At 43.5% G+C, this 22085-nt stretch carries 17 protein-coding genes, 1 rRNA gene and 1 riboswitch; of the genes, 7 read left to right on the forward strand and 11 right to left on the reverse strand.

The features are described from left to right. Positions 1 to 17: 17 nt before the first annotated feature. Together ACZ9AO_RS10215 and ACZ9AO_RS10220 are read right to left on the reverse strand one after the other, a co-directional pair. A 16S ribosomal RNA gene (locus ACZ9AO_RS10215) occupies positions 18 to 1568 on the reverse strand. Positions 1569 to 1837: 269 nt separating this feature from the next. Next, positions 1838 to 2713, reverse strand: a complete 876-nt coding sequence (locus tag ACZ9AO_RS10220) for a nucleotidyltransferase-like protein (RefSeq protein WP_251541569.1) — start codon at positions 2711 to 2713, stop codon at positions 1838 to 1840. Positions 2714 to 2887: 174 nt separating this feature from the next. Between ACZ9AO_RS10220 and ACZ9AO_RS10225 the strand changes: the two genes are divergently transcribed. Then, a complete protein-coding gene (locus ACZ9AO_RS10225; protein WP_034305326.1) occupies positions 2888 to 3241 on the forward strand; it encodes a YgzB family protein in 354 nt (117 codons plus the stop codon). Positions 3242 to 3337: 96 nt separating this feature from the next. Here ACZ9AO_RS10225 and perR read toward each other — a convergent pair whose 3' ends face one another. The 5 genes from perR to ACZ9AO_RS10250 form a co-directional block, all read right to left on the reverse strand. Next, positions 3338 to 3781: a peroxide-responsive transcriptional repressor PerR gene (perR, locus tag ACZ9AO_RS10230; RefSeq protein ID WP_034305329.1), complete on the reverse strand. Its 444-nt coding sequence runs from the start codon at positions 3779 to 3781 to the stop codon at positions 3338 to 3340. A 156-nt stretch (positions 3782 to 3937) separates the two neighbouring features. Then, positions 3938 to 4882, reverse strand: coding sequence for a D-2-hydroxyacid dehydrogenase (locus ACZ9AO_RS10235; protein ID WP_476109005.1), 945 nt, complete (start codon positions 4880 to 4882; stop codon positions 3938 to 3940). Between the two features lie 148 nt (positions 4883 to 5030). Further along, positions 5031 to 6140 carry an aminopeptidase gene (locus tag ACZ9AO_RS10240; protein WP_476109006.1) on the reverse strand — a complete coding sequence of 370 codons (1110 nt, stop codon included), beginning with the start codon at positions 6138 to 6140 and terminating at the stop codon, positions 5031 to 5033. Between the two features lie 11 nt (positions 6141 to 6151). Continuing rightward, the gene (gene bcp, locus ACZ9AO_RS10245) at positions 6152 to 6622 is read right to left on the reverse strand and encodes a thioredoxin-dependent thiol peroxidase (protein WP_048678326.1); all 471 of its coding nucleotides are present in this window, start codon (positions 6620 to 6622) and stop codon (positions 6152 to 6154) included. A 62-nt stretch (positions 6623 to 6684) separates the two neighbouring features. Next, positions 6685 to 7104 (reverse strand): potassium channel family protein, encoded by a 420-nt coding sequence (locus ACZ9AO_RS10250; protein WP_034305333.1) that lies wholly within the window; start codon positions 7102 to 7104, stop codon positions 6685 to 6687. A gap of 235 nt (positions 7105 to 7339) precedes the next feature. Continuing rightward, positions 7340 to 7531, forward strand: a riboswitch (cobalamin riboswitch). Between the two features lie 146 nt (positions 7532 to 7677). Here ACZ9AO_RS10250 and metE point away from each other — a divergent pair. Further along, a complete protein-coding gene (gene metE, locus ACZ9AO_RS10255) occupies positions 7678 to 9987 on the forward strand; it encodes a 5-methyltetrahydropteroyltriglutamate--homocysteine S-methyltransferase (protein ID WP_476109007.1) in 2310 nt (769 codons plus the stop codon). Beyond that, entirely contained in the window at positions 9980 to 10456 is a 477-nt protein-coding gene (locus ACZ9AO_RS10260; RefSeq protein WP_054397787.1) for an acyl-CoA thioesterase, read from the forward strand. Before metE ends, ACZ9AO_RS10260 begins: the two co-directional genes overlap by 8 nt. Before the next feature lie 41 nt (positions 10457 to 10497). Here the strand turns inward: ACZ9AO_RS10260 and ACZ9AO_RS10265 are convergent, their stop codons facing one another. From ACZ9AO_RS10265 to ACZ9AO_RS10275, 3 genes are read right to left on the reverse strand one after another with little or no spacing between them, the layout of a single operon-like run. Continuing rightward, positions 10498 to 11283, reverse strand: coding sequence for an ABC transporter permease (locus tag ACZ9AO_RS10265; protein ID WP_048678294.1), 786 nt, complete (start codon positions 11281 to 11283; stop codon positions 10498 to 10500). A 4-nt stretch (positions 11284 to 11287) separates the two neighbouring features. After that, a complete protein-coding gene (locus tag ACZ9AO_RS10270; protein WP_072272421.1) occupies positions 11288 to 12079 on the reverse strand; it encodes an ABC transporter permease in 792 nt (263 codons plus the stop codon). A gap of 48 nt (positions 12080 to 12127) precedes the next feature. Further along, positions 12128 to 13135, reverse strand: a complete 1008-nt coding sequence (locus ACZ9AO_RS10275) for an ABC transporter ATP-binding protein (RefSeq protein ID WP_072272420.1) — start codon at positions 13133 to 13135, stop codon at positions 12128 to 12130. 151 nt (positions 13136 to 13286) lie between these two features. Between ACZ9AO_RS10275 and ACZ9AO_RS10280 the strand changes: the two genes are divergently transcribed. From ACZ9AO_RS10280 to ACZ9AO_RS10295, 4 genes are all read left to right on the forward strand, one after another. Further along, the gene (locus ACZ9AO_RS10280) at positions 13287 to 13613 is read left to right on the forward strand and encodes a hypothetical protein (RefSeq protein WP_258249766.1); all 327 of its coding nucleotides are present in this window, start codon (positions 13287 to 13289) and stop codon (positions 13611 to 13613) included. 128 nt (positions 13614 to 13741) lie between these two features. Further along, the gene (locus ACZ9AO_RS10285) at positions 13742 to 15031 is read left to right on the forward strand and encodes a glutamate-1-semialdehyde 2,1-aminomutase (protein WP_034305346.1); all 1290 of its coding nucleotides are present in this window, start codon (positions 13742 to 13744) and stop codon (positions 15029 to 15031) included. A 329-nt stretch (positions 15032 to 15360) separates the two neighbouring features. Then, positions 15361 to 19833 carry a glutamate synthase-related protein gene (locus ACZ9AO_RS10290; protein WP_476109008.1) on the forward strand — a complete coding sequence of 1491 codons (4473 nt, stop codon included), beginning with the start codon at positions 15361 to 15363 and terminating at the stop codon, positions 19831 to 19833. Between the two features lie 329 nt (positions 19834 to 20162). After that, complete coding sequence (locus ACZ9AO_RS10295; protein WP_048678310.1) at positions 20163 to 21254, forward strand: FUSC family protein; 1092 nt, start codon at positions 20163 to 20165, stop codon at positions 21252 to 21254. Positions 21255 to 21312: 58 nt separating this feature from the next. On the opposite strand, the gene ACZ9AO_RS10300 is transcribed toward ACZ9AO_RS10295, so the two are convergent. Further along, complete coding sequence (locus ACZ9AO_RS10300; protein ID WP_082196714.1) at positions 21313 to 21771, reverse strand: MarR family winged helix-turn-helix transcriptional regulator; 459 nt, start codon at positions 21769 to 21771, stop codon at positions 21313 to 21315. Positions 21772 to 22085 lie beyond the last annotated feature (314 nt).

Here is a 22085-nt window from a genome sequence, read left to right on the forward strand (position 1 = left end):
CTCGTAATTATCCTTAGAAAGGAGGTGATCCAGCCGCACCTTCCGATACGGCTACCTTGTTACGACTTCACCCCAATCATCTGTCCCACCTTAGGCGGCTGGCTCCATGAAGGTTACCTCACCGACTTCGGGTGTTACAAACTCTCGTGGTGTGACGGGCGGTGTGTACAAGGCCCGGGAACGTATTCACCGCGGCATGCTGATCCGCGATTACTAGCGATTCCGGCTTCATGCAGGCGAGTTGCAGCCTGCAATCCGAACTGAGAATGGCTTTATGGGATTCGCTTACCTTCGCAGGTTTGCAGCCCTTTGTACCATCCATTGTAGCACGTGTGTAGCCCAGGTCATAAGGGGCATGATGATTTGACGTCATCCCCACCTTCCTCCGGTTTGTCACCGGCAGTCACCTTAGAGTGCCCAACTGAATGCTGGCAACTAAGATCAAGGGTTGCGCTCGTTGCGGGACTTAACCCAACATCTCACGACACGAGCTGACGACAACCATGCACCACCTGTCACTCTGTCCCCCGAAGGGGAAAGCCCTATCTCTAGGGTTGTCAGAGGATGTCAAGACCTGGTAAGGTTCTTCGCGTTGCTTCGAATTAAACCACATGCTCCACCGCTTGTGCGGGCCCCCGTCAATTCCTTTGAGTTTCAGCCTTGCGGCCGTACTCCCCAGGCGGAGTGCTTAATGCGTTAGCTGCAGCACTAAAGGGCGGAAACCCTCTAACACTTAGCACTCATCGTTTACGGCGTGGACTACCAGGGTATCTAATCCTGTTTGCTCCCCACGCTTTCGCGCCTCAGTGTCAGTTACAGACCAGAAAGTCGCCTTCGCCACTGGTGTTCCTCCAAATCTCTACGCATTTCACCGCTACACTTGGAATTCCACTTTCCTCTTCTGCACTCAAGTTCCCCAGTTTCCAATGACCCTCCACGGTTGAGCCGTGGGCTTTCACATCAGACTTAAGGAACCACCTGCGCGCGCTTTACGCCCAATAATTCCGGACAACGCTTGCCACCTACGTATTACCGCGGCTGCTGGCACGTAGTTAGCCGTGGCTTTCTGGTTAGGTACCGTCAAGGTACCAGCAGTTACTCTGGTACTTGTTCTTCCCTAACAACAGAACTTTACGACCCGAAGGCCTTCTTCGTTCACGCGGCGTTGCTCCGTCAGACTTTCGTCCATTGCGGAAGATTCCCTACTGCTGCCTCCCGTAGGAGTCTGGGCCGTGTCTCAGTCCCAGTGTGGCCGATCACCCTCTCAGGTCGGCTACGCATCGTCGCCTTGGTGAGCCATTACCTCACCAACTAGCTAATGCGCCGCGGGCCCATCTATAAGTGACAGCGTAAACCGTCTTTCCATCTTCTCTCATGCGAGAAAAGAACGTATCCGGTATTAGCTCCGGTTTCCCGAAGTTATCCCAGTCTTATAGGCAGGTTGCCCACGTGTTACTCACCCGTCCGCCGCTAATCTCAGGGAGCAAGCTCCCATCGATTCGCTCGACTTGCATGTATTAGGCACGCCGCCAGCGTTCGTCCTGAGCCAGGATCAAACTCTCCGAAGAAATGTTTGACTTGCTCATTTGCTTTTTTGATAGTGTGTGCTCACTTAAAATTTAACGTTGGCGCTTTGTTTTGTTCAGTTTTCAAAGAGCAATTTCGATGTTGTCTACTTCGTAAGCGACTTTTACATCTTATCATGTTTTCAACTCTGTTGTCAACATGTTTTTTTAATTTTTTTGTTTTGATGAAGCTGCGAAAGCTGATGTCCCGCAGCGACATGTATTAATATAACACCTATATTATTATTGGTCAACAATAAAAATGCATTTTTTTAAAAGTTTTTTGATACACGATAAAACCGATGATATACATCGTGCCCTTTTGTCTCCGCTTTGATGACGTCGATTACCTTCTTCTCTATCAAATATTCCAATAAAACGCCTAGGTCGACTGAATAAAACTTAACTTCCGGATGCTCCATAAGCTCCGCAATCGTCCACGGATCTTCTTTCATCCCCATTATTTCGACCAAATGCTGTGAACCTGCATTCGTCCTCGAATATATAAGAAATTCGCTCGCAAGGAATAGAAGCTCCAATCTTTTTTCGAGCGTTTCCTCACTGCTGATCAATTCTTTGTACAACTTGTAAATTTCAGGTTCCATATGCTTCACTTGGTTCCAGACAGTAACCTCCGGATAAAAGCCCTGTTCTATTATCTCCAAACGGGCCAAATGATGCAGGGAATGAACGATATGATTGTATGCCTCAAGATGATGGCCCTTTTCAAAGAAGCTTTTCCCATCCATGTACCTGCGAATTAACTTCGCGAACTCCATCCCCATCTTTAACTTCCTTCCATAGAAGGGGAACTCCCGGATTTCGGTTTTCAAACGATCCAAATATTCATTCCGGTCAAAAAGGACCTTCCCATTATATATCCAGTCAACCACTTTGCGGTTCGTGCCTAATAGGAGCCATTCTTTTAATTGGTCTTCCTTTACGATATGCAGGGCCGCCTTTTTATCCTGGTATGTGTAATGTTTTAAAAACACGGCCTCTTCTGCTTCGTCTGCAATTACAAAAAGGATGTAGTCAAACGTATCGGTAATCGGGCTATTATCATCTCTTTTTTCTACTAACAAGATTCCAAGTGTAGATTTTAAACTTGCTCGCTCTTGATAAATCGGGCGAAGGATATCTTCCATCATAAATTCCTCCAAAACCTTTTTTTTAGATTTTCGACAAAACTCTTCAAATTCCTGCTTAGTTCACTTACCCCAAACCATTTCAATTCAAAAGTAATATGTATCCTTTATTTCTTTTTTGTTCCATCCATTGTTTATGTTATAGTTAAAGTTATATTTTAGGAGGGACAATCCATGGCTAAATATTCTAGCAAAATCAATAAAATACGCACTTTTGCTTTGAGTTTGATCTTCATTGGCTTTATCGTAATGTACCTTGGGCTTTTCTTCAAAACACATCCTGTTGTCATGACGATTTTCATGGGGCTGGGCCTTTTATTCATAATCGCAAGCACAGGGGTTTATTTCTGGATTGGAATGCTTTCTACAAAATCGATCCAGGTTGTCTGCCCTAACTGCAGCAAACCTACAAAAATACTAGGACGTGTAGATATTTGCATGCATTGTGAAGAACCATTGACACTTGACAAAAAGTTGGAAGGCGAAGAATTCAATGAGAAATATAACCGAAAAAGCCTGCATGACTAAGTCGATTAGCTGAATTCCCTTTCAAGAAGGCTTTAACAATTGTATCATTTCTTCATAACATGAAAAAAAAGTTCCAACCAAGTGGAGGAACTTTTTTTAATGCGATTCTTTTTTCGCACAATCCATACAGTCGCCGTAGATTTCCATCCGATGGTGACTAACATTGAAACCAGTGACTTGTGCTGCGAAATGCTCGACTTCATCCAAAGCAGGATAATCGAAGTCCACAATTTTCCCGCAAGTTTGGCAAATTACATGATAATGATTCGTCGTCACAAAATCAAACCTTGCCGAAGAATCACCATACGTAAGTTCTTTTACCAAACCTACCTCACGGAACACACGCAGGTTGTTATAAACCGTTGCCACACTCATATTCGGAAACTTGCCTTCCAGCGCTTTATATATATCATCAGCGGTAGGGTGGGACATGCAGCTTATCAAATACTCAAGTATCGCATGGCGTTGAGGAGTTATTCTTACACCGGTATCTTTTAAGGAATCCAACGCTTCTTTTAACTGAACTTCAGACACCGTCATCCACCTCTTTTTCTCATTAAGTATGCATTCTTAAATTATAATGTTTATAAATAGTGTACCTTTTATGCGTTGAATTTGTCAATAATTCAATGGCTTAACCATTCTTTTTTAGTTTATTCATGAAGACTTTGATTCTTTCCCATTTTTGCATTGGGTTTAGTATCCCCTAGATAAGTCGATTACGTTGGTGAAGTCTTTTCCAGCTCTCAGGTATTCAAGCATATTTTTTTCGAATATGGCAAAGGTTCTTGGTAAATATTCTCCGCTTTCACTTGAAAGATGCGGTGTGACTGTAACATTCTCCATCCTCCAAAACGGATGCCCTTTTCCTAAAGGTTCCGGATCAAATACATCCAAGATGGCATGAGACAATTCCCCGGCATCCAGGGCTTCGATCAGCACTTCATCGTTAATCAGGTCGCCGCGGCCAATATTCACGAATACTGCAGATTCTTTCATGGCTTTGAAGTGTTCTTTTTGCAGAAGGCCCTTCGTTTCATCCGTACTTGGCAGGACGGATACAATATAATCGGCTCCCGGTATGGCTTCCAATAAATGCTCCAGGTCATAAAGGTAATCGATGGATTCCACCGGTTTCCCGCTCCGGTTCATTCCTATCGTCTTCATCCCAAAGGCTTTCCCAAGTCGAGCCACTTCCCCTCCAATTGCACCCACACCCATTACGAGCATAGTCTTGCCATTCAATTCCCCGACTTCAATCTTTCTATCCCACAATTCTTCCTTTTCATTCTTCATAAGCAGCTTCAATTTCTTTTCATATTGCAAAAGCATCCCTATCGTATACTCGGCCATCGGGATTTTATGAATGCCTCTAGCGTTGGTCACTATAATGCCTCGTTCCTCGATGGCTTTAAATGGCATTAGTTCCATCCCTGCACTCATGACCATGATCCATTTCAAGTTCGCTGCTTTCCCAATGATTTCTTCAGTTAAATCTTCACCATATGTAATTAAGATTTCCGCTTCAGGAAGCGGCCCATCCTTCCATCCTTTTTGATAAATGAAGTTCAAATCAGGAAAAGCTTTCATTATTTTCGTTTGGATACCTTCATTCGGAATGACAGTCGAAAGTATTAACATGTTTATCTCTCCCTTTTAATTAACATAAAAAAACACGGGCTCTATGTGTCCCGCGCAACTTTCTCTGAGGAGGTATTCCCTTAATAAAGCATATTCGGGTGTCCCCTTTTTGAGTTGGACAAAAGCCTTACCCTTATTAAAAAAGGCTTTATTTTAAAGAATTTGGGTTTAATGCATGTAATTCCGGCAAAACAAAAAAGCCATCCCTTCTGATCAGGACGTCGTCGAAATAGATGTCACCGCCCCCATATTCCGGACGCTGTATCAAGACCATATCCCAATGTATCGATGACCGGTTTCCATTATCCGCTTCATCATAGGCAAGCCCAAGAGCCAAGTGCAGACTCCCGCTTATTTTCTCATCAAACAAAATATCGTCCATAGGTTCCAATATGTATGGATTGATTCCAATAGCGAACTCCCCTATAAACCGGGACCCTTCATCAATATTCAGGATTTGGTTCATTTCAGGGTCACGATTGGAAGTCGCTTTAATGATTTTCCCCTTTTTGAAGTTTAATTCTATGTCACTAAAGGTGATTCCTTCATAGGTTGTGGGTGTGTTGAAGGATATCCTTCCATTGAGACTATCTTTTATGGGTGCCGTAAATACTTCCCCATCCGGTAAATTCTTTTTTCCGGCACATATGACGGCCGTCATGCCTTTGATGGAAAAGGTCAAATCTGTCCTTGGTGAAACGATCCTGACTTTGTCAGTACGTTGCATCAATTGTTTTAACGGCTTCAAAGCCGCCTCCATTTTCCCGTAATCCATTGTGCATACGTTCAAAAGAAAGTCTTCGTACCTATTGAAGGTCATGCCGGCTTTTTGCGCTGATGCCTTGGTGGGGTAATTAAGTAAGACCCAACGTCGGTTGTTTACATAAAAAAGTGTAGGGGAATTCATGGCCTCCCCTTGAAGACGGTGCCTCTCGATGGGAACATCAGTCATTTCCGCATTGTTTTCTTCCCCAGTGATGATGATGACCGCATCGATATCCGTATATTTCTTCAAGGCCCATTGTGAAGCTGTGTCAAGCTGCTCCTTCACATTCCCTAGTAACAGGTGGCGGCTTATCTCATCGTCCTCGAGTTCCACATATGGATAAGCACCCACTCTGTATATTTCATCAATCAACTCTTTCAATAATGGTTTCGTGTTGATATGCCCCCGTATGAGGATTCTCTCTTTAGGCTGTAATTGTATCGAATGATGAATCAGCCTGGCTGCAAGCTTCGTTATCCTCTCATCCTTCATCTGCCTATCCCTTATTTTTCGAGTTCGCGAAGAGTTTCAAGCGCTTCTTCGACGTGGCCTTTAACCTTTACTTTACGCCATTCTTTGACTACATTTCCAACCTTATCAATCAGGAAAGTTGAACGTTCAATGCCCATATACTCCTTGCCGAAGTTCTTTTTCAATTGCCAAACATCAAATGATTCAGCTGCTTCATGATTTTCGTCAGCCAGCAGCAGAAAAGGCAATCCATGTTTTTCGATGAATTTTTCATGACGTGCCGCTGGATCTGGGCTGATACCAAGGATGACCGCGTTCAATTCCTCGAATTGCTCATTATGGTCCCGGAAATCACAGGCCTCCGTCGTGCAACCTGGCGTCATGTCTTTTGGGTAAAAATATAAAACAATGTTTTTCCCCTTAAAATCCGATAGGGAAACCATTTCACCATTGTTTGCAGGGAGTTTGAAATCAGGTGCTTTTTCTCCAATTTTAACAGTCATATTGAACCCTCCATTTCTTTCATTATGGTAAGAGTACCCAATAATCGAAAGAAACACAACTTTCATTTATCCTTCCTATCTTTCTGCTCCAGATCGATCACCGTACGAATCACGAACGCTGCCGGCAGTGTATACCCAATGAAGGCCTGAATGGTAGCTATCATCCTGCCCATGCCAATCGGGGCTATATCTCCATACCCTACAGAAAACATCGTCATCGCACTAAAATAAAAAGAAGTCTTCAATTGTTCATAGAAAGTCCCATCCAACCGATTGCCCATATCAAGAATCACCGAATGATTCTGAAGCTCGTATAATAAATATATCAGTGCAAATCCAACTAATATCGTCGCATATAAATTGCCAAGCCACAGCATATCCTCAAGAGAAAACTTCTTTCCTCCCGACTCAACAAGAAATAACGTACGAATGCTCATCACCATGCAAAAAATGATTCCTGCAATCAAGATGTAGAAAGTCATCCCCCACGCCCCATTTCAAAACGCCACTCCCTCTATACATACTCCCTGTCCAAACAATATATTCTTTTTTAGGAATCAGCCTTATCACCGACAAACTTTAAACGGAAACTTTCCCGAATCTTTTTTCCATGTTGACCCTTTTGGTCGGATATGTTAAGATTGTCTAAATTTTTATAATAATTTTTATTTTATAAATATTTGACCTGCAAACAATTAACAAGGCAGGTTTTGCAAAATTTCATATGTGGAAATAGGTTCCTAATTTTCATTAGGATTAAAAGGGAAGTCCGGTGTAATTCCGGCACGGTCCCGCCACTGTAATGGGAATGTTAGCGTCAATCAATATGCCACTGATCAACGGATCGGGAAGGCCAGCCGCTAATGATATTCCCTAAGTCAGGAGACCTGCCTATCTCGACAACACTGTTTTAACCTACGGGAGATAGGGAGGTGTTAGGGACCTTATAATTGTAAGGGGCATTTTGCATGCCTCTTTATTTTAAGCATTTCTAACTTTCTTTTTTGACGGTTAGGAATGCTTTTTTTATTGTTCGAACAAATGAATGTAGGAGGATGGGAATTTTGAAAAGCAGCAGTTTGGGTTACCCTCGAATCGGGGAAGATCGTGAATGGAAACGTACATTGGAAGCTTACTGGTCCGGTAAAATCGATGAAGCGGAATTTACGTCACAACTAAAAGCCATCCGTTTAGGCAACTTACAAAAACAGAAGCAACAAGGCATTGATATCATCCCTGTCAACGACTTCACTTTTTATGATCAAATGCTCGATATGTCCGTCATGTTCGGTCTTGTTCCTGAACGTTATTCAGCATATGAAGGCGGAAGCGTCCCCCTTTCCGTTTATTATTCAATGGCCCGCGGAAACAATGATGAAGTCGCTTCCGAAATGACGAAATGGTTCAATACGAACTATCACTATATTGTCCCTGAATTAAAACTGGCACAGCTTACTTTAACAGAAAATAAACCACTTACAGCATATCGGGAAGCCAAGGAAAAGCTAGGAATCGAAACAAAGCCCGTTTTGATCGGACCTTATACTTTCCTCTCCCTTTCAAAAGGCTTCAATAAACAAGAAATCCCTGGCATCATCCTGAGCCTGCTTCCCCTATACACGCAAATCCTGCGGGAGTTGGAGCAAGAAGGCGTGAAGTGGGTTCAAATGGACGAACCTTCCCTTGTTTCATCCATTTCCAAGGATGATATGCAAACCGTTACTTACCTCTATGAAAAACTGAATGAAGCAGCACCAAACCTGAACATCATGCTACAAACATACTTTGATGCGGTGGAACATTACCAAGAAGTCATCGAATTACAAGTCCAAGGGATCGGTCTTGATTTTGTACATGATAAAGGGAGGAATTTAAGTAACCTTGAGGCATTCGGTTTCCCGAAGGACAAAGTGCTTGCAGCGGGTGTGATTGACGGAAAAAACATTTGGCTATCTGATTTATCCCAAAAAATCGAATTGATCGAGACACTTAAGAAACAGGTAGCCGAGGACCAAATCTGGCTACAGCCCTCTTGTTCCCTGCTTCATGTCCCGGTGACCGTTCGTAATGAAACCGCCCTTTCAAAAGAAGTGAAAGAGGCCCTTGCTTTCGCTGATGAGAAACTTGAGGAAATCACACTTTTGGTCAAAGGGAATAATCAAGGCATTGAAGCAATCGCCGAAAAAGTCGATGCCAATATATTTACGATTCAAACGTTAGCCAATTCAAATGTCCGTAATCACGGGTCTGTACAATCCAATGTCGAAAAGGTTAAAACCAGGACCGCCGGCCGTCAGCTTCCATTTAAAGACCGTTACCAAAAACAACAGGAATTTTTCAAATTGCCTTTTCTCCCTTCGACTACAATCGGCAGCTTTCCGCAGACATTTGAAGTTAAACAAGCACGCGGGAAATTCAATAGAGGAGAATGGACAGCCCAGCAATATGAAACATTCGTTAACGAAGAAATCGGCAGGTGGATCGAAATCCAAGAAGAAATCGGTTTGGATGTTCTCGTTCACGGGGAATTCGAACGGACGGATATGGTTGAATACTTCGGCCATAAATTAGGCGGATTCGTCTTTTTAGAAAAGGGTTGGGTACAATCCTATGGGTCCCGCTGTGTGAAACCGCCAGTCATCTACGGCGACATCCATTTCATCGAACCGATGACAGTCAAGGAAAGTGTATACGCACAATCACTGACGAAGAAGACGGTGAAGGGAATGCTGACAGGTCCTGTTACGATTTTGAACTGGTCATTTGTCCGTGATGATATTTCCAGGGAGAATGTTTGCTATCAGCTGGCGCTCGCTTTGGAAAAAGAAGTCATTGCCTTGGAATCTGCTGGAATTAAAATGATTCAGGTTGATGAGCCTGCACTTAGAGAAGGTCTGCCATTGAAAAAAAGCGATCGCGACGAGTATTTGAACTGGGCAGTGAATTCATTCTTGATATCCACATCAAGCGTGGAGGATACAACCCAAATTCACACGCATATGTGCTATTGCGACTTCAACAGTTTCATGGACGTCATCTCCTCCCTCGATGCCGATGTAATTTCCATCGAAACATCCCGCAGTCATGGGGAGCTCGCTTCCGCATTCGAGGAAAAAACATATGAAAAAGGCATTGGCCTGGGGGTGTATGATATTCACAGCCCTCGTGTGCCGGCAGTGGAAGAAATGGTCGATATGATTGAACGGGGCATAAAGGTATTGGATAAAGACCAGTTTTGGATTAATCCCGACTGCGGCCTGAAAACAAGGGGTATCCCGGAAACCGTCGCTTCCCTGAAAAACATGGTCGAAGCAGCAAAAATCGTCCGTGAAAACCTTTTAGTAAACCAACAGGCAAATGATTGAGAAAAACGTTGCCCATCCAACACAGCAGTCACGGACTTTTTTAACCGACCTTGTTTTTCCACCGGATACAAATCATCATAATACCATCTTTGGCGGAAAAGTAATGGCCTATGTTGATAAAATAGCTTGCATTTCCGCTATGCGCCATTGTCGAAAACCCGTTGTGACTGCTTCAAGCGACTCTTTTGATTTTTTGGCCCCCATCAAAACAGGGGACGCGATCAACCTTGAAGCTTATGTCACCTGTGCTCATCGCACATCAATGGAGGTATTCGTGAAAGTGGAACGTGAGAACCTATTAACAGGTGAAAAACAGCTAACGGCACGCGCTTTTTTAACGATGCTTGCCATTGATGAAGACGGTAAGCCGACAAACGTACCTCAGGTCATTCCGGAAACGGAAGAGGAAAAACAGCAATATGTTCAAGCCCAAGCAAGATATATCGAAAGAAAGAAAAAACGGAACTAAACAAAAACCCCTTCAACATGAATGCTGTTGAAGGGGTTCTTTCAGTTCCCTGCCCCGCGGTACCTCTTCACTCCCTGATTCCATATGAAAACGGATATCACGAAAAAGGCAACCCCAATTACAGGTGTGGCAAATGCATATGCATACCACTCTTCTTTTCTTAGGAAATAAGATGCCGGATAGACACCGACAAACGCAAATGGCAGCACCCATGTAAGGACAAAACGGATGACCTTATTATAAATATCAACAGGATAGCGCCCGTAGTTCCCGATATTGTACATCATTGGCATGATGGATGTTTTCGCATCCGACCAGAACCCAATGCTTGCTATCGCAACGAATATGGCTGCATAGGCAAGGGCACCGCCTATTGCAAAAATGATGAAAAGAATCGGGTCATACCACGCAAGCTGCAGATCCAATGAAATCCCCGAATAGAATATGATGATCAAACCGGTCACAACACCAAATAACGCTTCAAGTTCGATTCTTTCTAAAATGACTTGAAACAGGCTATGGATCGGTCTTGTTAATATCCGGTCCATTTCACCTTTGACGATATAGCGGTCATTAAAGTCCCAGATGTTGAAAAAGGCTGAAAAAAGGGCGAATGGGATAAGGAAAAACCCATAAATGAATATGATTTCTTCACGGCTCCAGCCGCTTAAAAATTGGGTATGTCCAAAAACGACTAAGATAAATACCAGATTCACGACCTGATTGAGCAGGTCAGATAGGATTTCCATGAAGAAATCCGCTCTGTATTGCAATCTTGTTTTCATATATTGACTCACATATTGAAAAAACATCGATACATAAAACATCCCGTCAACCTCCTTGAATAATCAGCTGTTTTTTTGCGACTATCCATAAAAGCTGAATCGGTATTATGAGAATGATGCACCAAATTAACTGCTGTAAAAGCGCCATGCCAATTTCGCCTGAACTGTAACCGTTCGTAAAAATCATGCTTGGTACATAGCTGATCCCTTGAAAGGGTAAATATTTCATCACTTCCTGCGCCCATATCGGGTAGAAACTGATGGGCAGCAGCAGACCGGAAAATAAATCAATGATAACCCTTTTAGCGCGGATTAATCCGGCATTATTATATAAGAAAAAGGTAGTGATTCCCGTCAATAAGTTAATTTGTGTATTGATGATGAAGCTGAACAGCAATGAAATGCCGAACATCCCCCACGTAGCCGGCTCATGCGGCAATTCGATAGGAAAAATGAAAGCTACCAGCAGCATCCCCGGAATCGAGAAGAAGAAGAAACGGAATATCCCTTCCCCAAGTCCTTGCATCGTTTTCATGCCTAAATAGTTATAAGGCCGGATCATCTCAATGGCAACCTTGCCGTCTTTAATCTCAGTGGCGATTTCGCGGTCAATATTATTGAAATAAAAAGCGCGCGCCATCCATGCAACTGCGACATAGGTTGTCATCTGCATGCTTGAAAGTCCTTCGATGGAGCTTTTTTCTCCATATATCGCATTCCATAAGAAATAATAAGCACCGATATTAATGCTATAAATTAAAATGCCAGTATAATAATCCGTTCGATACGCAAGCATCATTAAAAAACGCATGCGGATCATGGCAAGATACTTCCCCATGGCCCTCCCCCTTCTTGATAGACACGTTGTTTCTTAATGATAAGAGAGTCAGACAGTGCCTTCTTCGTAAATATTGCGAACGATCTCTTCAATGGACGTTTCATGTATTTTGATGTCTTTTATTTTAAAATGAGATACGACAGCTGAAACAAGCTGTGAAATATGATCACCTTCTTCTTTCAACAAGGCAATGTAAGTTTGACTTTTCTCATCATAAACCCAGTTAGCGGTAAATGGGAGCGCTAATGATTGTAATTCCTTCAATGCGATCGGCTCGATGAATTGAAAATGGATCTGTTTTTCCTCAGCCCAGTTATCTTTCAAACTCTGCAATTCCCCATCATAGATGATTTGCCCTTCATCAAGCATGATTACACGCTCACATAATGCTTCAATGTCCCCTAAATCATGGGTGGTCAAAAGGATTGTCGTATTATATTTCTCATTGATTTCTTTCAGGAACTCACGAATCTTCATTTTCACGAGCACATCAAGTCCAATTGTCGGCTCATCCAGGAACAGCAAAGGCGGATTATGGATCAAGGCTGCCGCAAGTTCGCAGCGCATTCGCTGACCAAGCGAGAGTTTACGCACTGGTTTGTCCAGCAAAGGACCGATATCAAGCGTCTTGATGACATGTTCCATATGATCGTTATATTGTTCATCCGTTACCTTATAGACCTTTTTTAGCAGCCTAAACGATTCTTGAACTGCAATATCCCACCAAAGCTGTGAGCGCTGACCGAATACGACTCCGATAGTCTGAGTGAACTTTTCCCTCTCTTTATGTGGATTCATGCCATTGACCGTGATTTCGCCTGCTGTCGGTTCCAAAATACCTGTCAGCATTTTGATCGTGGTCGATTTCCCTGCACCATTTTCCCCGATATAAGCTACCATCTCACCCTTTTTTACAGTAAAATTGATATCATTGACGGCAGGGACGACCTTATAATTTCTGGTAAGTAAATCCCGGAAGGCACCCTTTAGCCCTGAACGGCTTGATGCCGACTTAAATTCCTTCCGAAGCTGTTTCACTTGAATTGCATCACTCATCCTGTTACATCCTCCGTAATCTCTTGTCCTAATGAATTAGTTTATCCAAACCAACCTTTTTAGACAATAAAAATGCTTGGATGCTATATACCATTTTCAGGGAGGAAATGGCCGTTGTACCAGATACATATATAAAGGAGACGAGTATGCTATGAATATCAAAAAATTATTACTATCCCAAATTGAAAAGGTCGTTTTCGACCTTCGATATGACTTCCTTTATGAAGATGAGTACGGTGAATTATTATGCCAGGTCATCCAAAGGGATTCCAGCGGGTCGATCGAAAGCACACCCATCAGTTTCCACCTTCGCATTAATGAAGAGAAAGGAACCGGGCAGCTAATCTATTACCAAGCCCAGGGCGAAATGAACCGCCAATCCTTCGACATCGAAAATCCTGACACCATCTTGGCCATCCTTACTTTCATAACAGGAGTTTTGGGATCCCCCCAAAAAAATGTTGGCCCGGAATCCTGATTCTTCTGGGGGCGCTGCGTTTCCACCAGGGTACGAATCACATTTCCTAGCCTTCCACCCCAGATTTCCGGAGAGAAAAGTGCTATGATTAAGGGGAAATATGTTTATATTTATAGGAGGTTTTAAGATTGGATTTTAGAAATTCGGAGCTTTTACATAAAGAGGCATTGGAACATATCGTTGGCGGGGTTAACAGCCCATCCCGTTCTTACAAAGCTGTAGGCGGCGGTTCGCCAGTTGCGATGGATCATGCCAAAGGGGCTTATTTCTGGGATGTTGATGGCAATAAATATATCGATTATTTAGCTGCATATGGCCCGATCATCACAGGGCATGCGCATCCACATATTACGGAGGCTATCGTTAAAGCAGCGGAATCCGGCGTTTTATACGGCACTCCGACAAAACATGAAGTCAAATTTGCCAAAATGCTGAAAGAAGCCATACCTTCCATGGATAAAGTCCGCTTCACCAATTCAGGCACCGAATCAGTCATGTCCACCATCCGTGTTGCCCGCGCTTATACAGGGCGGGATAAGATCATCAAATTTGCAGGCTGTTACCATGGACACTCCGACCTTGTTCTCGTCGCTGCAGGTTCCGGCCCGTCCACTCTAGGTACACCGGACTCTGCAGGCGTTCCAAAAAGCATTGCACAAGAAGTCATCACGGTACCTTTCAATGATATCGGTTCATTTAAAGAAGCACTTGATAAATGGGGCAATGAAATTGCAGGCGTGTTGGTAGAACCGATCGTCGGCAACTTTGGAATCGTGGAACCAAGTCCCGGCTTCCTGGAAGAAGTCATTTCATTATCTCACGAAGCCGGATCACTCGTCATTTTCGACGAGGTCATCACAGCGTTCCGATTCATGTATGGAGGGGCACAGGACTACTTGGGAATTCAACCCGATTTGACCGCGCTCGGAAAAATCATCGGGGGCGGGCTTCCCATTGGTGCCTATGGCGGTAAAAAAGAGATCATGGATTCTGTCGCACCTCTGGGACCAGCCTACCAAGCTGGTACGATGGCAGGAAATCCGGCTTCCATGCTTTCCGGGATAGCTTGCTTAGAAGTACTTAGAGAAGAGGGGCTTTACGAAGAGCTTGACCGCCTGGGGAAAATCCTTGAAGAAGGTATCCTGAAAGCGGCTGGCCAATATAATGTTCCGATCACCATCAACCGCCTTAAAGGGGCATTGACGATTTATTTCACGACAGAAAAAATTGAAAACTATGAGCAGGCGGAAAATACGGATGGCGAAATGTTTGCCAAGTTCTTCAAACTCATGCTCAATCAGGGAATCAATTTGGCACCGTCCAAATACGAAGCCTGGTTCTTGACAATCGCTCACACGGATGATGATATCGCTTATACTCTAAAAGCGGTTGAACATGCATTCAAAAACCTAATATAATAAATCGAATCAGCATAATTATGCATTTTTTATACACCCTCAGGATGTACATCTATCTTGAGGGTTTCTTATTTCCCTGTAATAAATCTTTAATATTAGCATTTGAAGCCAATCCTCACAAAAATCCCATCAATCACAGCATCCATCCCATTGTATAAAAAATTGATTTCTGAATATTTAAATGATATGATATGGATACATTTATACACTTTCTTTCAATCTATCAAAACTTGGACTATTGTTCGGGTTTACTAATATTTCCCCCATTAAACACATGCTACAGGAGGTGAAAGGCAGAGAATAAGGGTAACCTTATTCAAGCCACAAATATGGCCCAACAATGGACACCTGCTACATTCAAAGAATTTCACAAGGAAGAACATGATGCCTGCGGAATCGTTTCCTGCATCGAAAAAAAGAAGATCCCTACTAACGAAAACATCTTTGCCTGTATCGACGCCCTGGTTAAAATGAACCATCGCTGCGGCTTCATCAATGGTGAGGGCGATGGCGCCGGCATCCATATCGATATTCCCCGGGCTCTTTGGAAAAAGAAACTTGAAGCGGCAAATGTCGATTCAGGCATCGTCGATCAAGATACCTTCATAGTCGGCCACTTATTTCTAAGCAAAAAAACAGAAGCGAACGACTTAAAGATCGAAGTTAAGGAGAAACTGCTCCAACATGGTCTCTCATTGATATTCGAAACGGATAAAGCCTACCGTTCCGAGGCATTGGGACCGATTGCCATTCAAGAAGACCCAGTGTTCTGGCAATTTGCCTGTTCCTCAACCATCAATAACAACCAGGAGCTTTCAAATGTTCTTTTTGAGCTGACTTCCGACATCGAAAAAAGCGATTTCATCCATGTTGCCTCTTTAAGCCAGCATCATGCGGTATACAAAGTGATGGGTGCGGGGGATACGCTCCCTGCCTATTATCTTGATCTTGCCGATCCTTTGGCTGCCTCCACCATGACACTGGGACATAATCGTTTTTCAACCAATACTCTATCAAGCTTCTTCCGGGTCCAGCCTTTCAGCGTGCTTGGTCATAATGGCGAAATCAATACCATCGCCAAATTGCGTGATGAAGCGAAAATGATCGGAGTTCCCATCGCTAAAGACGGAAGCGACTCTCAGGATTTAAACAAGACGATCGAGACTTTCATCTGCCGTCATGGCTACTCTTTATTTGAAGCTGTTGATCTTATGTTTCCGCCAATCATCAATGAAATCAAGGAATATCCCGAGCACTTACAAGACTTATATACGTATTTAAGGGAAGCATGGGGTCATTTTGCACAAGGTCCGGCAGGCATCATCTCCCGTTTCGGCGATGAAGCCGTATTCTCTGTCGACTCTCTAGGCTTGCGCCCGTTATGGAATATTGAAACGGAATCATCCTATATGTTCACTTCCGAACCAGGAATCATCCCTTCCAGTGAATATACCGGAGATCCGAAACCGATGGGTCCAGGGGAAAAAATCGGGTTGAAATGGAACGGCGACCGAATTGAATTGTACACATACAAGGATTACCAGGATAAAGTGTTTGAACTATTCAATGATCGTTTCGTCCTTTCCAATGACCGAGTCCGCTTACAGCCCCAGGCTTTTGAAAAGGTTGTCTCCATGACAAACACGCAAGCCATTCATAATGGTCAGTATAAAGCCTTTGGGTGGGAAAGGGAGCATGTCCAATTAGTGGAGCAGATGGCCGAAAAAGGCGCTGAGCCCATTCGTTCACTTGGTCATGATGCGCCGCTGGCAGCACTTAATCCCCAACGGACCAACATTGCTGATTTCATCAAGGAAAGCGTGGCCGTTGTAACCAACCCGGCGATCGACCGGGACCGGGAAACCGAGCACTTCTCAACAAGGACGATCATAGGAAAGCGCCCTTCCCTATTCGAAGCGAATAAGGCAGGAAAGGTGACGGAGCTGCTGACTCCCTTATTGATCGAAGGATCAACGGGTTATGAGTGCTCATCCATCGTATCGCAGCCAAGCTACGACCAGTTCATTAAATATAACCAAGATCAAAAACTCGTGCACATCATTTCAAGCACATTCAAAGAGGATGAAAACATCACGGATGCCCTGACCAGGATTACGGATGAAAGTGTCAATGCTGTGGATGAAGGAAAAACGCTGCTCGTTCTGGATGATGCCCTTGCCCATCAAAACGGCAACCTTTGGCTTGATCCACACCTGGTCACTTCAGCCGTCGACCAAGCGTTGGTCCGTACAGGCAAGCGTCGTGATTGTTCCATCCTTTTACGTTCAGCATCGCTAAGGTCACTGCATGATATCATCGTTTCTTATGGTCTTGGGGCCAACTTAATCAGCCCCTATTATATGTTCCTTTCCTTATCTTCAGATGACCATAAGGGGGTTACCAATCTATATAACTCCTTGACGAAAGGGCTTGAGAAAGTCATCTCCACCATTGGCATTCATGAGCTGCGCGGCTATGGAAGACTTTTCTCAAGCATCGGTTTACATGAGGAAATCGCAAAATATCTAAATGTGGCTAATTTCTTCGGATCCAATGATCTGGACTATAATTTTGATAAAATCAAGGCAGATGCCATCCAGCGTGCAGAGGATTACGGCAATGAAAAAGAACGGATGGGCAAGACCTTTCATCTATTCCCTAGAATCTGGAAATCCATCGGGGAAGTTGCTTCAACCGGGGACTATGATGCTTATCGCGAAAAAATCACTGAACAGGAAGAATCCAATCCGACGACGATCCGCCACTTGACATCATTAAAAACTTCAGATGCTTCCGTCCCTTCGGAAGAAGTCAGCCTTTCGGTCGGTGAACAGGAATTGCCGTTCGTCATAGCCTCCATGTCCTTTGGATCACAAAATGAGATTGCTTTCCGGGCCTATGCAGAAGCTGCCGAGAGGCTAGGCATGATCAGCATGAATGGCGAAGGCGGGGAAATAAAGGATATGCTGGGCAAGTACCCGAAATCCCGCGGACAGCAAATCGCTTCCGGACGTTTCGGTGTCAATGCAGAACTCCTGAACTCTTCAAATCTATTGGAAATTAAAATTGGTCAAGGGGCAAAACCCGGTGAAGGCGGTCACCTTCCCGGATCCAAGGTCACAGCGAAAATCGCAGAAGCCCGAAATGCAACAATCGGTTCCGATTTGATCTCCCCTTCCAATAACCATGATATATACTCAATTGAAGATTTGGCCCAAATGATCCATGAGCTAAAAACGGCAAATGACAAGGCAAAAGTTGCCGTCAAAGTACCAGTCGTTCCAAACATCGGTACGATTGCTGTCGGCGTCGCAAAAGCCGGGGCCGATATCATAACGCTTTCCGGTTTTGATGGAGGAACGGGTGCTGCCAGGATCCATGCACTCTCACATGTCGGCCTACCGGTTGAGATCGGTGTGAAAGCGGCCCATAATGCACTGCTCGAATCAGGTATCCGGCAGAACGTTGAAATTTGGGCTGACGGTGGGTTAAAAAGCTCGATGGATGTTTTGAAGGTGATGCTGCTTGGAGCAAATCGTGTAGGCTTTGGGACCCTTTCGATGATTGCAGTCGGCTGCACAACGTGCCGCGGATGTCACCTTGATACTTGCCATGTGGGCATCGCCACCCAAATTGAATCGGAAGCTCAGGCGAAAGAACACGGGCTGCGCCGTTTTGTTCCACGTAAATTTGATTTAGCCGTTCAGGGGTTAACGAATATGTTCAGTGCATTTGCAAAAGAACTCAAATCTTTGACCGGGTCACTTGGGGTGAAGAATCTTCAGGATATCGTCGGGCGTTCTGATTTGCTGCAGCAAGTTAAAGGTCAACAATCATTGGATTTAACCTATTTATTAAAAAATCTGGATATAACACCGTTCTCGCATAAGGAAGCGGCGGCATATTTGAATGAAGGCTCCATGCAGGTAGCCGTTGGCGCCGAATATCTTGATTCGCATGTAGATGACCTGCAGCAATCCCGCAGCTATAGCTCGATCACTTCCGAGCAGCGTGTACTCGGCAGCAGGGTCTCCTGTCACCGCGTTAGGGGCAGATTGGATGGATCATACAAAAAACTTCCTCCCGTTCACCTATCCTACCAGGATGGTTCCATTCCGGGTAATGGACTTGGGGCATACAATACGGAGGGAATTTCAATCAGCGTGAATGGCGGTGCCCAGGATGGTATCGGCAAAACATCGATTGGCGGTAACATTGCCATCTTTAAATCTCCAGGAAAAGATGGGAAGTTTTACAATGGCTCTGTCGGTAAGGGCTTTGGTTACGGTGCACAGCATGGTCTCCTCATTGCCCAGGGAGATGCCGATGCCAGGGCGGGAATCCGGCTTTCCGGTGCGGATATGATCATTGGCGGATTATTGAAACAACCGCTTCCTAACAAGGAAAACGGTAATATTGCGGTAACATCCAATATTAAGGGATTCGCTTTTGAATACATGACAAATGGAAGAGGTTTAGTTCTTGGTGATCCCGGTCCATGGATTTGCGCAGGGATGACAGGCGGTGTCGTTTATTTACGGCAACAGCCTGAATCTGGATTAACCAAAGAGGTCATTAAGAAACGGGTTGCGAAAGGGGCAAAGATTTCCATTGAGTCCCTATCTGCAAAAGGCCTGCAGGATGTGGCCGAACTCCTTGGCAAATATACGGCCCTTTTGAAAGATCATGGCCAAACCGAAGAAGCGGCCTCTTTAGAGACACTGCTTCAGAATCCTGGAGAGCACTTCCTTCAGGTCGTTCCAGTTAAAGAACAGGCGGATCCTGCTGTATCCACGGAGTGATGCCGAAAATATATATTAAAAAAGGCTGATGCTCTTCAATTCGAGCATCAGCCTTTTCCCGTCATATACCTCTGGGCTCGTCTTCAAACGCTTGAAAAACAATGTTGAAAGCAATCAAGAAATTGCCTATCGTTTCTTTATATATTAAACTTGATTTTAACTATTGTAACTCTTAGGAAAATCCTGTATATTACTTTTTGTTTACATCATCTTATTTTAGTGTAAAGTACTAGCAAATAAGTTAGAATACAACTTTAAGCAAAGGCCTATATATTAATAGAGCCTTCTTGCCAGATCCATTACAACACAAAGAAAGGATTAACCCATATATGAAGTTTGGTGCCCGCATTCTCAAAACAGGAATAGCAATTGTTTTAGCGCTATACCTATCGGAACTGCTTAACCTTCCTGCTCCTGTCCTTTCTGGGATTGCTGCAATTTTTGCAATACAGCCGACCATTTACCGTTCATATCAAACGGTATTGGAGCAAATTCAAGGAAATATCATTGGCGCATTGGTTGCTGTCTCCTTCGTTTTGTTGTTCGGAAATGATATTTTTATGATCGGTCTTGCCGTAATGGTTGTCATAACCATCAATTTAAAACTGAAAATGGATAAAACGATTGTCCTTTCCATCGTGACGGTCATTGCCATCATGGAAAGCCAGGACGGGGAATTCCTTAATTTTGCCTTTATTCGTCTCTCATCCGTTTTGCTTGGAATCGTTTCTTCGTTTATCGTGAATCTTGTTTTCATTCCTCCAAAGTACGAAGCAAAGCTTTATACACGCATTACAGATGTAACGGAAGACATCTTGAAATGGATCAGAATCAGCACAAGACATGCTACAGAACACACTTTATTGAAAAAGGACATCAGCCGATTGAAGGCGGAGTTGCTCGATTTGGAACATATCTATTCCATGTACAAAGAGGAACGGGAATATTTCAAGAAGAACAGTGTTGCTAAAGCACGAAAGCTTGTCGTTTATCGGCAAATGATCATAACGACGAAAAAAGCGTTTGAAACCTTGAAGAGAATCCATAAATTCGAGAATGAAGTATATCAAATGCCTGAAGATTTCCAACGGAGCATCTTACAGCAGCTTGATTCCTTGATTCGCAAGCATGAGCAGTTGATATTACTGCATATCGAAAAAATCAAGTCAATCGAGGAGATTGAAGATTGGGACCAGGATTGTTTAAGTCGTAAAGAGCTGCTCGCCCATTTTTTCGAACAGCAGAATCAAGTGGACGAAATGCATGATAACCTAGGCCACCTCTCTGCCCGCCTTGTTCCATTGATTTCTGCAGTCATAGAATATGACGAACAATTGGAACACCTTGAAAAGCTGATCGTCAGCTTCCAGTCCTTCCATAAGGAAGATAACGAAATATCTGTCCAATATGAAGAAGATTAAAAAAAGACGGTTCCCGGGAACCGTCTTTTTTTCGTCTCTATTTAGAGCATGCCCTCATTCAATCATCCAAAAGGTTCTTATCAGCAGCTTTTTCAATCGTATCCAATTTCTTCAAAAGATCCTGCAGCTCGTCTTCCGAGAATGAATTGAAGTTCTTGCCCATCAATTTGTTATGATCCGCAAGGACTCTCCCCAAAATCGCTTCCCCAGCTTCTTTCAATTCAAGGTTGATGACCCTGCGATCCTTATCAGAGGGCTGCCGTTTCACATAATCCATTTCGACCAGCTTATCTACAAATACGGTAATCGCACTTGGCTTTACGGTTAAGAAGTCAGCCAGCTGGGTCGATTTAATCGACCCCTCTTTTTTCAATATCAATAAAATGAAAAACTGAGGCGATGTTAATCCATAAGGCTGAAGATTTTTTGCTACGATGGCCCTAAGCTTCTTCCTAATCCGAAAAATCTGCATCTCTATACTATTAGTTACTTCCCATTTAAATTCCAGCCTTCTCACTCCTTATATAGGACAATCCTACCTCTTAAATTTAATTAAATGGCATTCCAATGTCAACTTTACTTTCCATATATCCTTAAAACTAAAAAAAATTCAAATTTTTACTATTTCACTGTATTTATTTCCCACCATTATTCCGAATAAATTACATGACAAAAAATAATTAAACTGGTAAACTCTTTACTTAATAATATTAATACTTATAAAAATTAATATTTATTAAAATTAATAAATAACATTTAGAATAGGAGGCGATGTCATTTCTAGCTAATGAACGTAAATCAAAAAAAGGAACACATCATCAATATATTTTT

This window comes from Peribacillus sp. TE19612, from assembly GCF_056279465.1.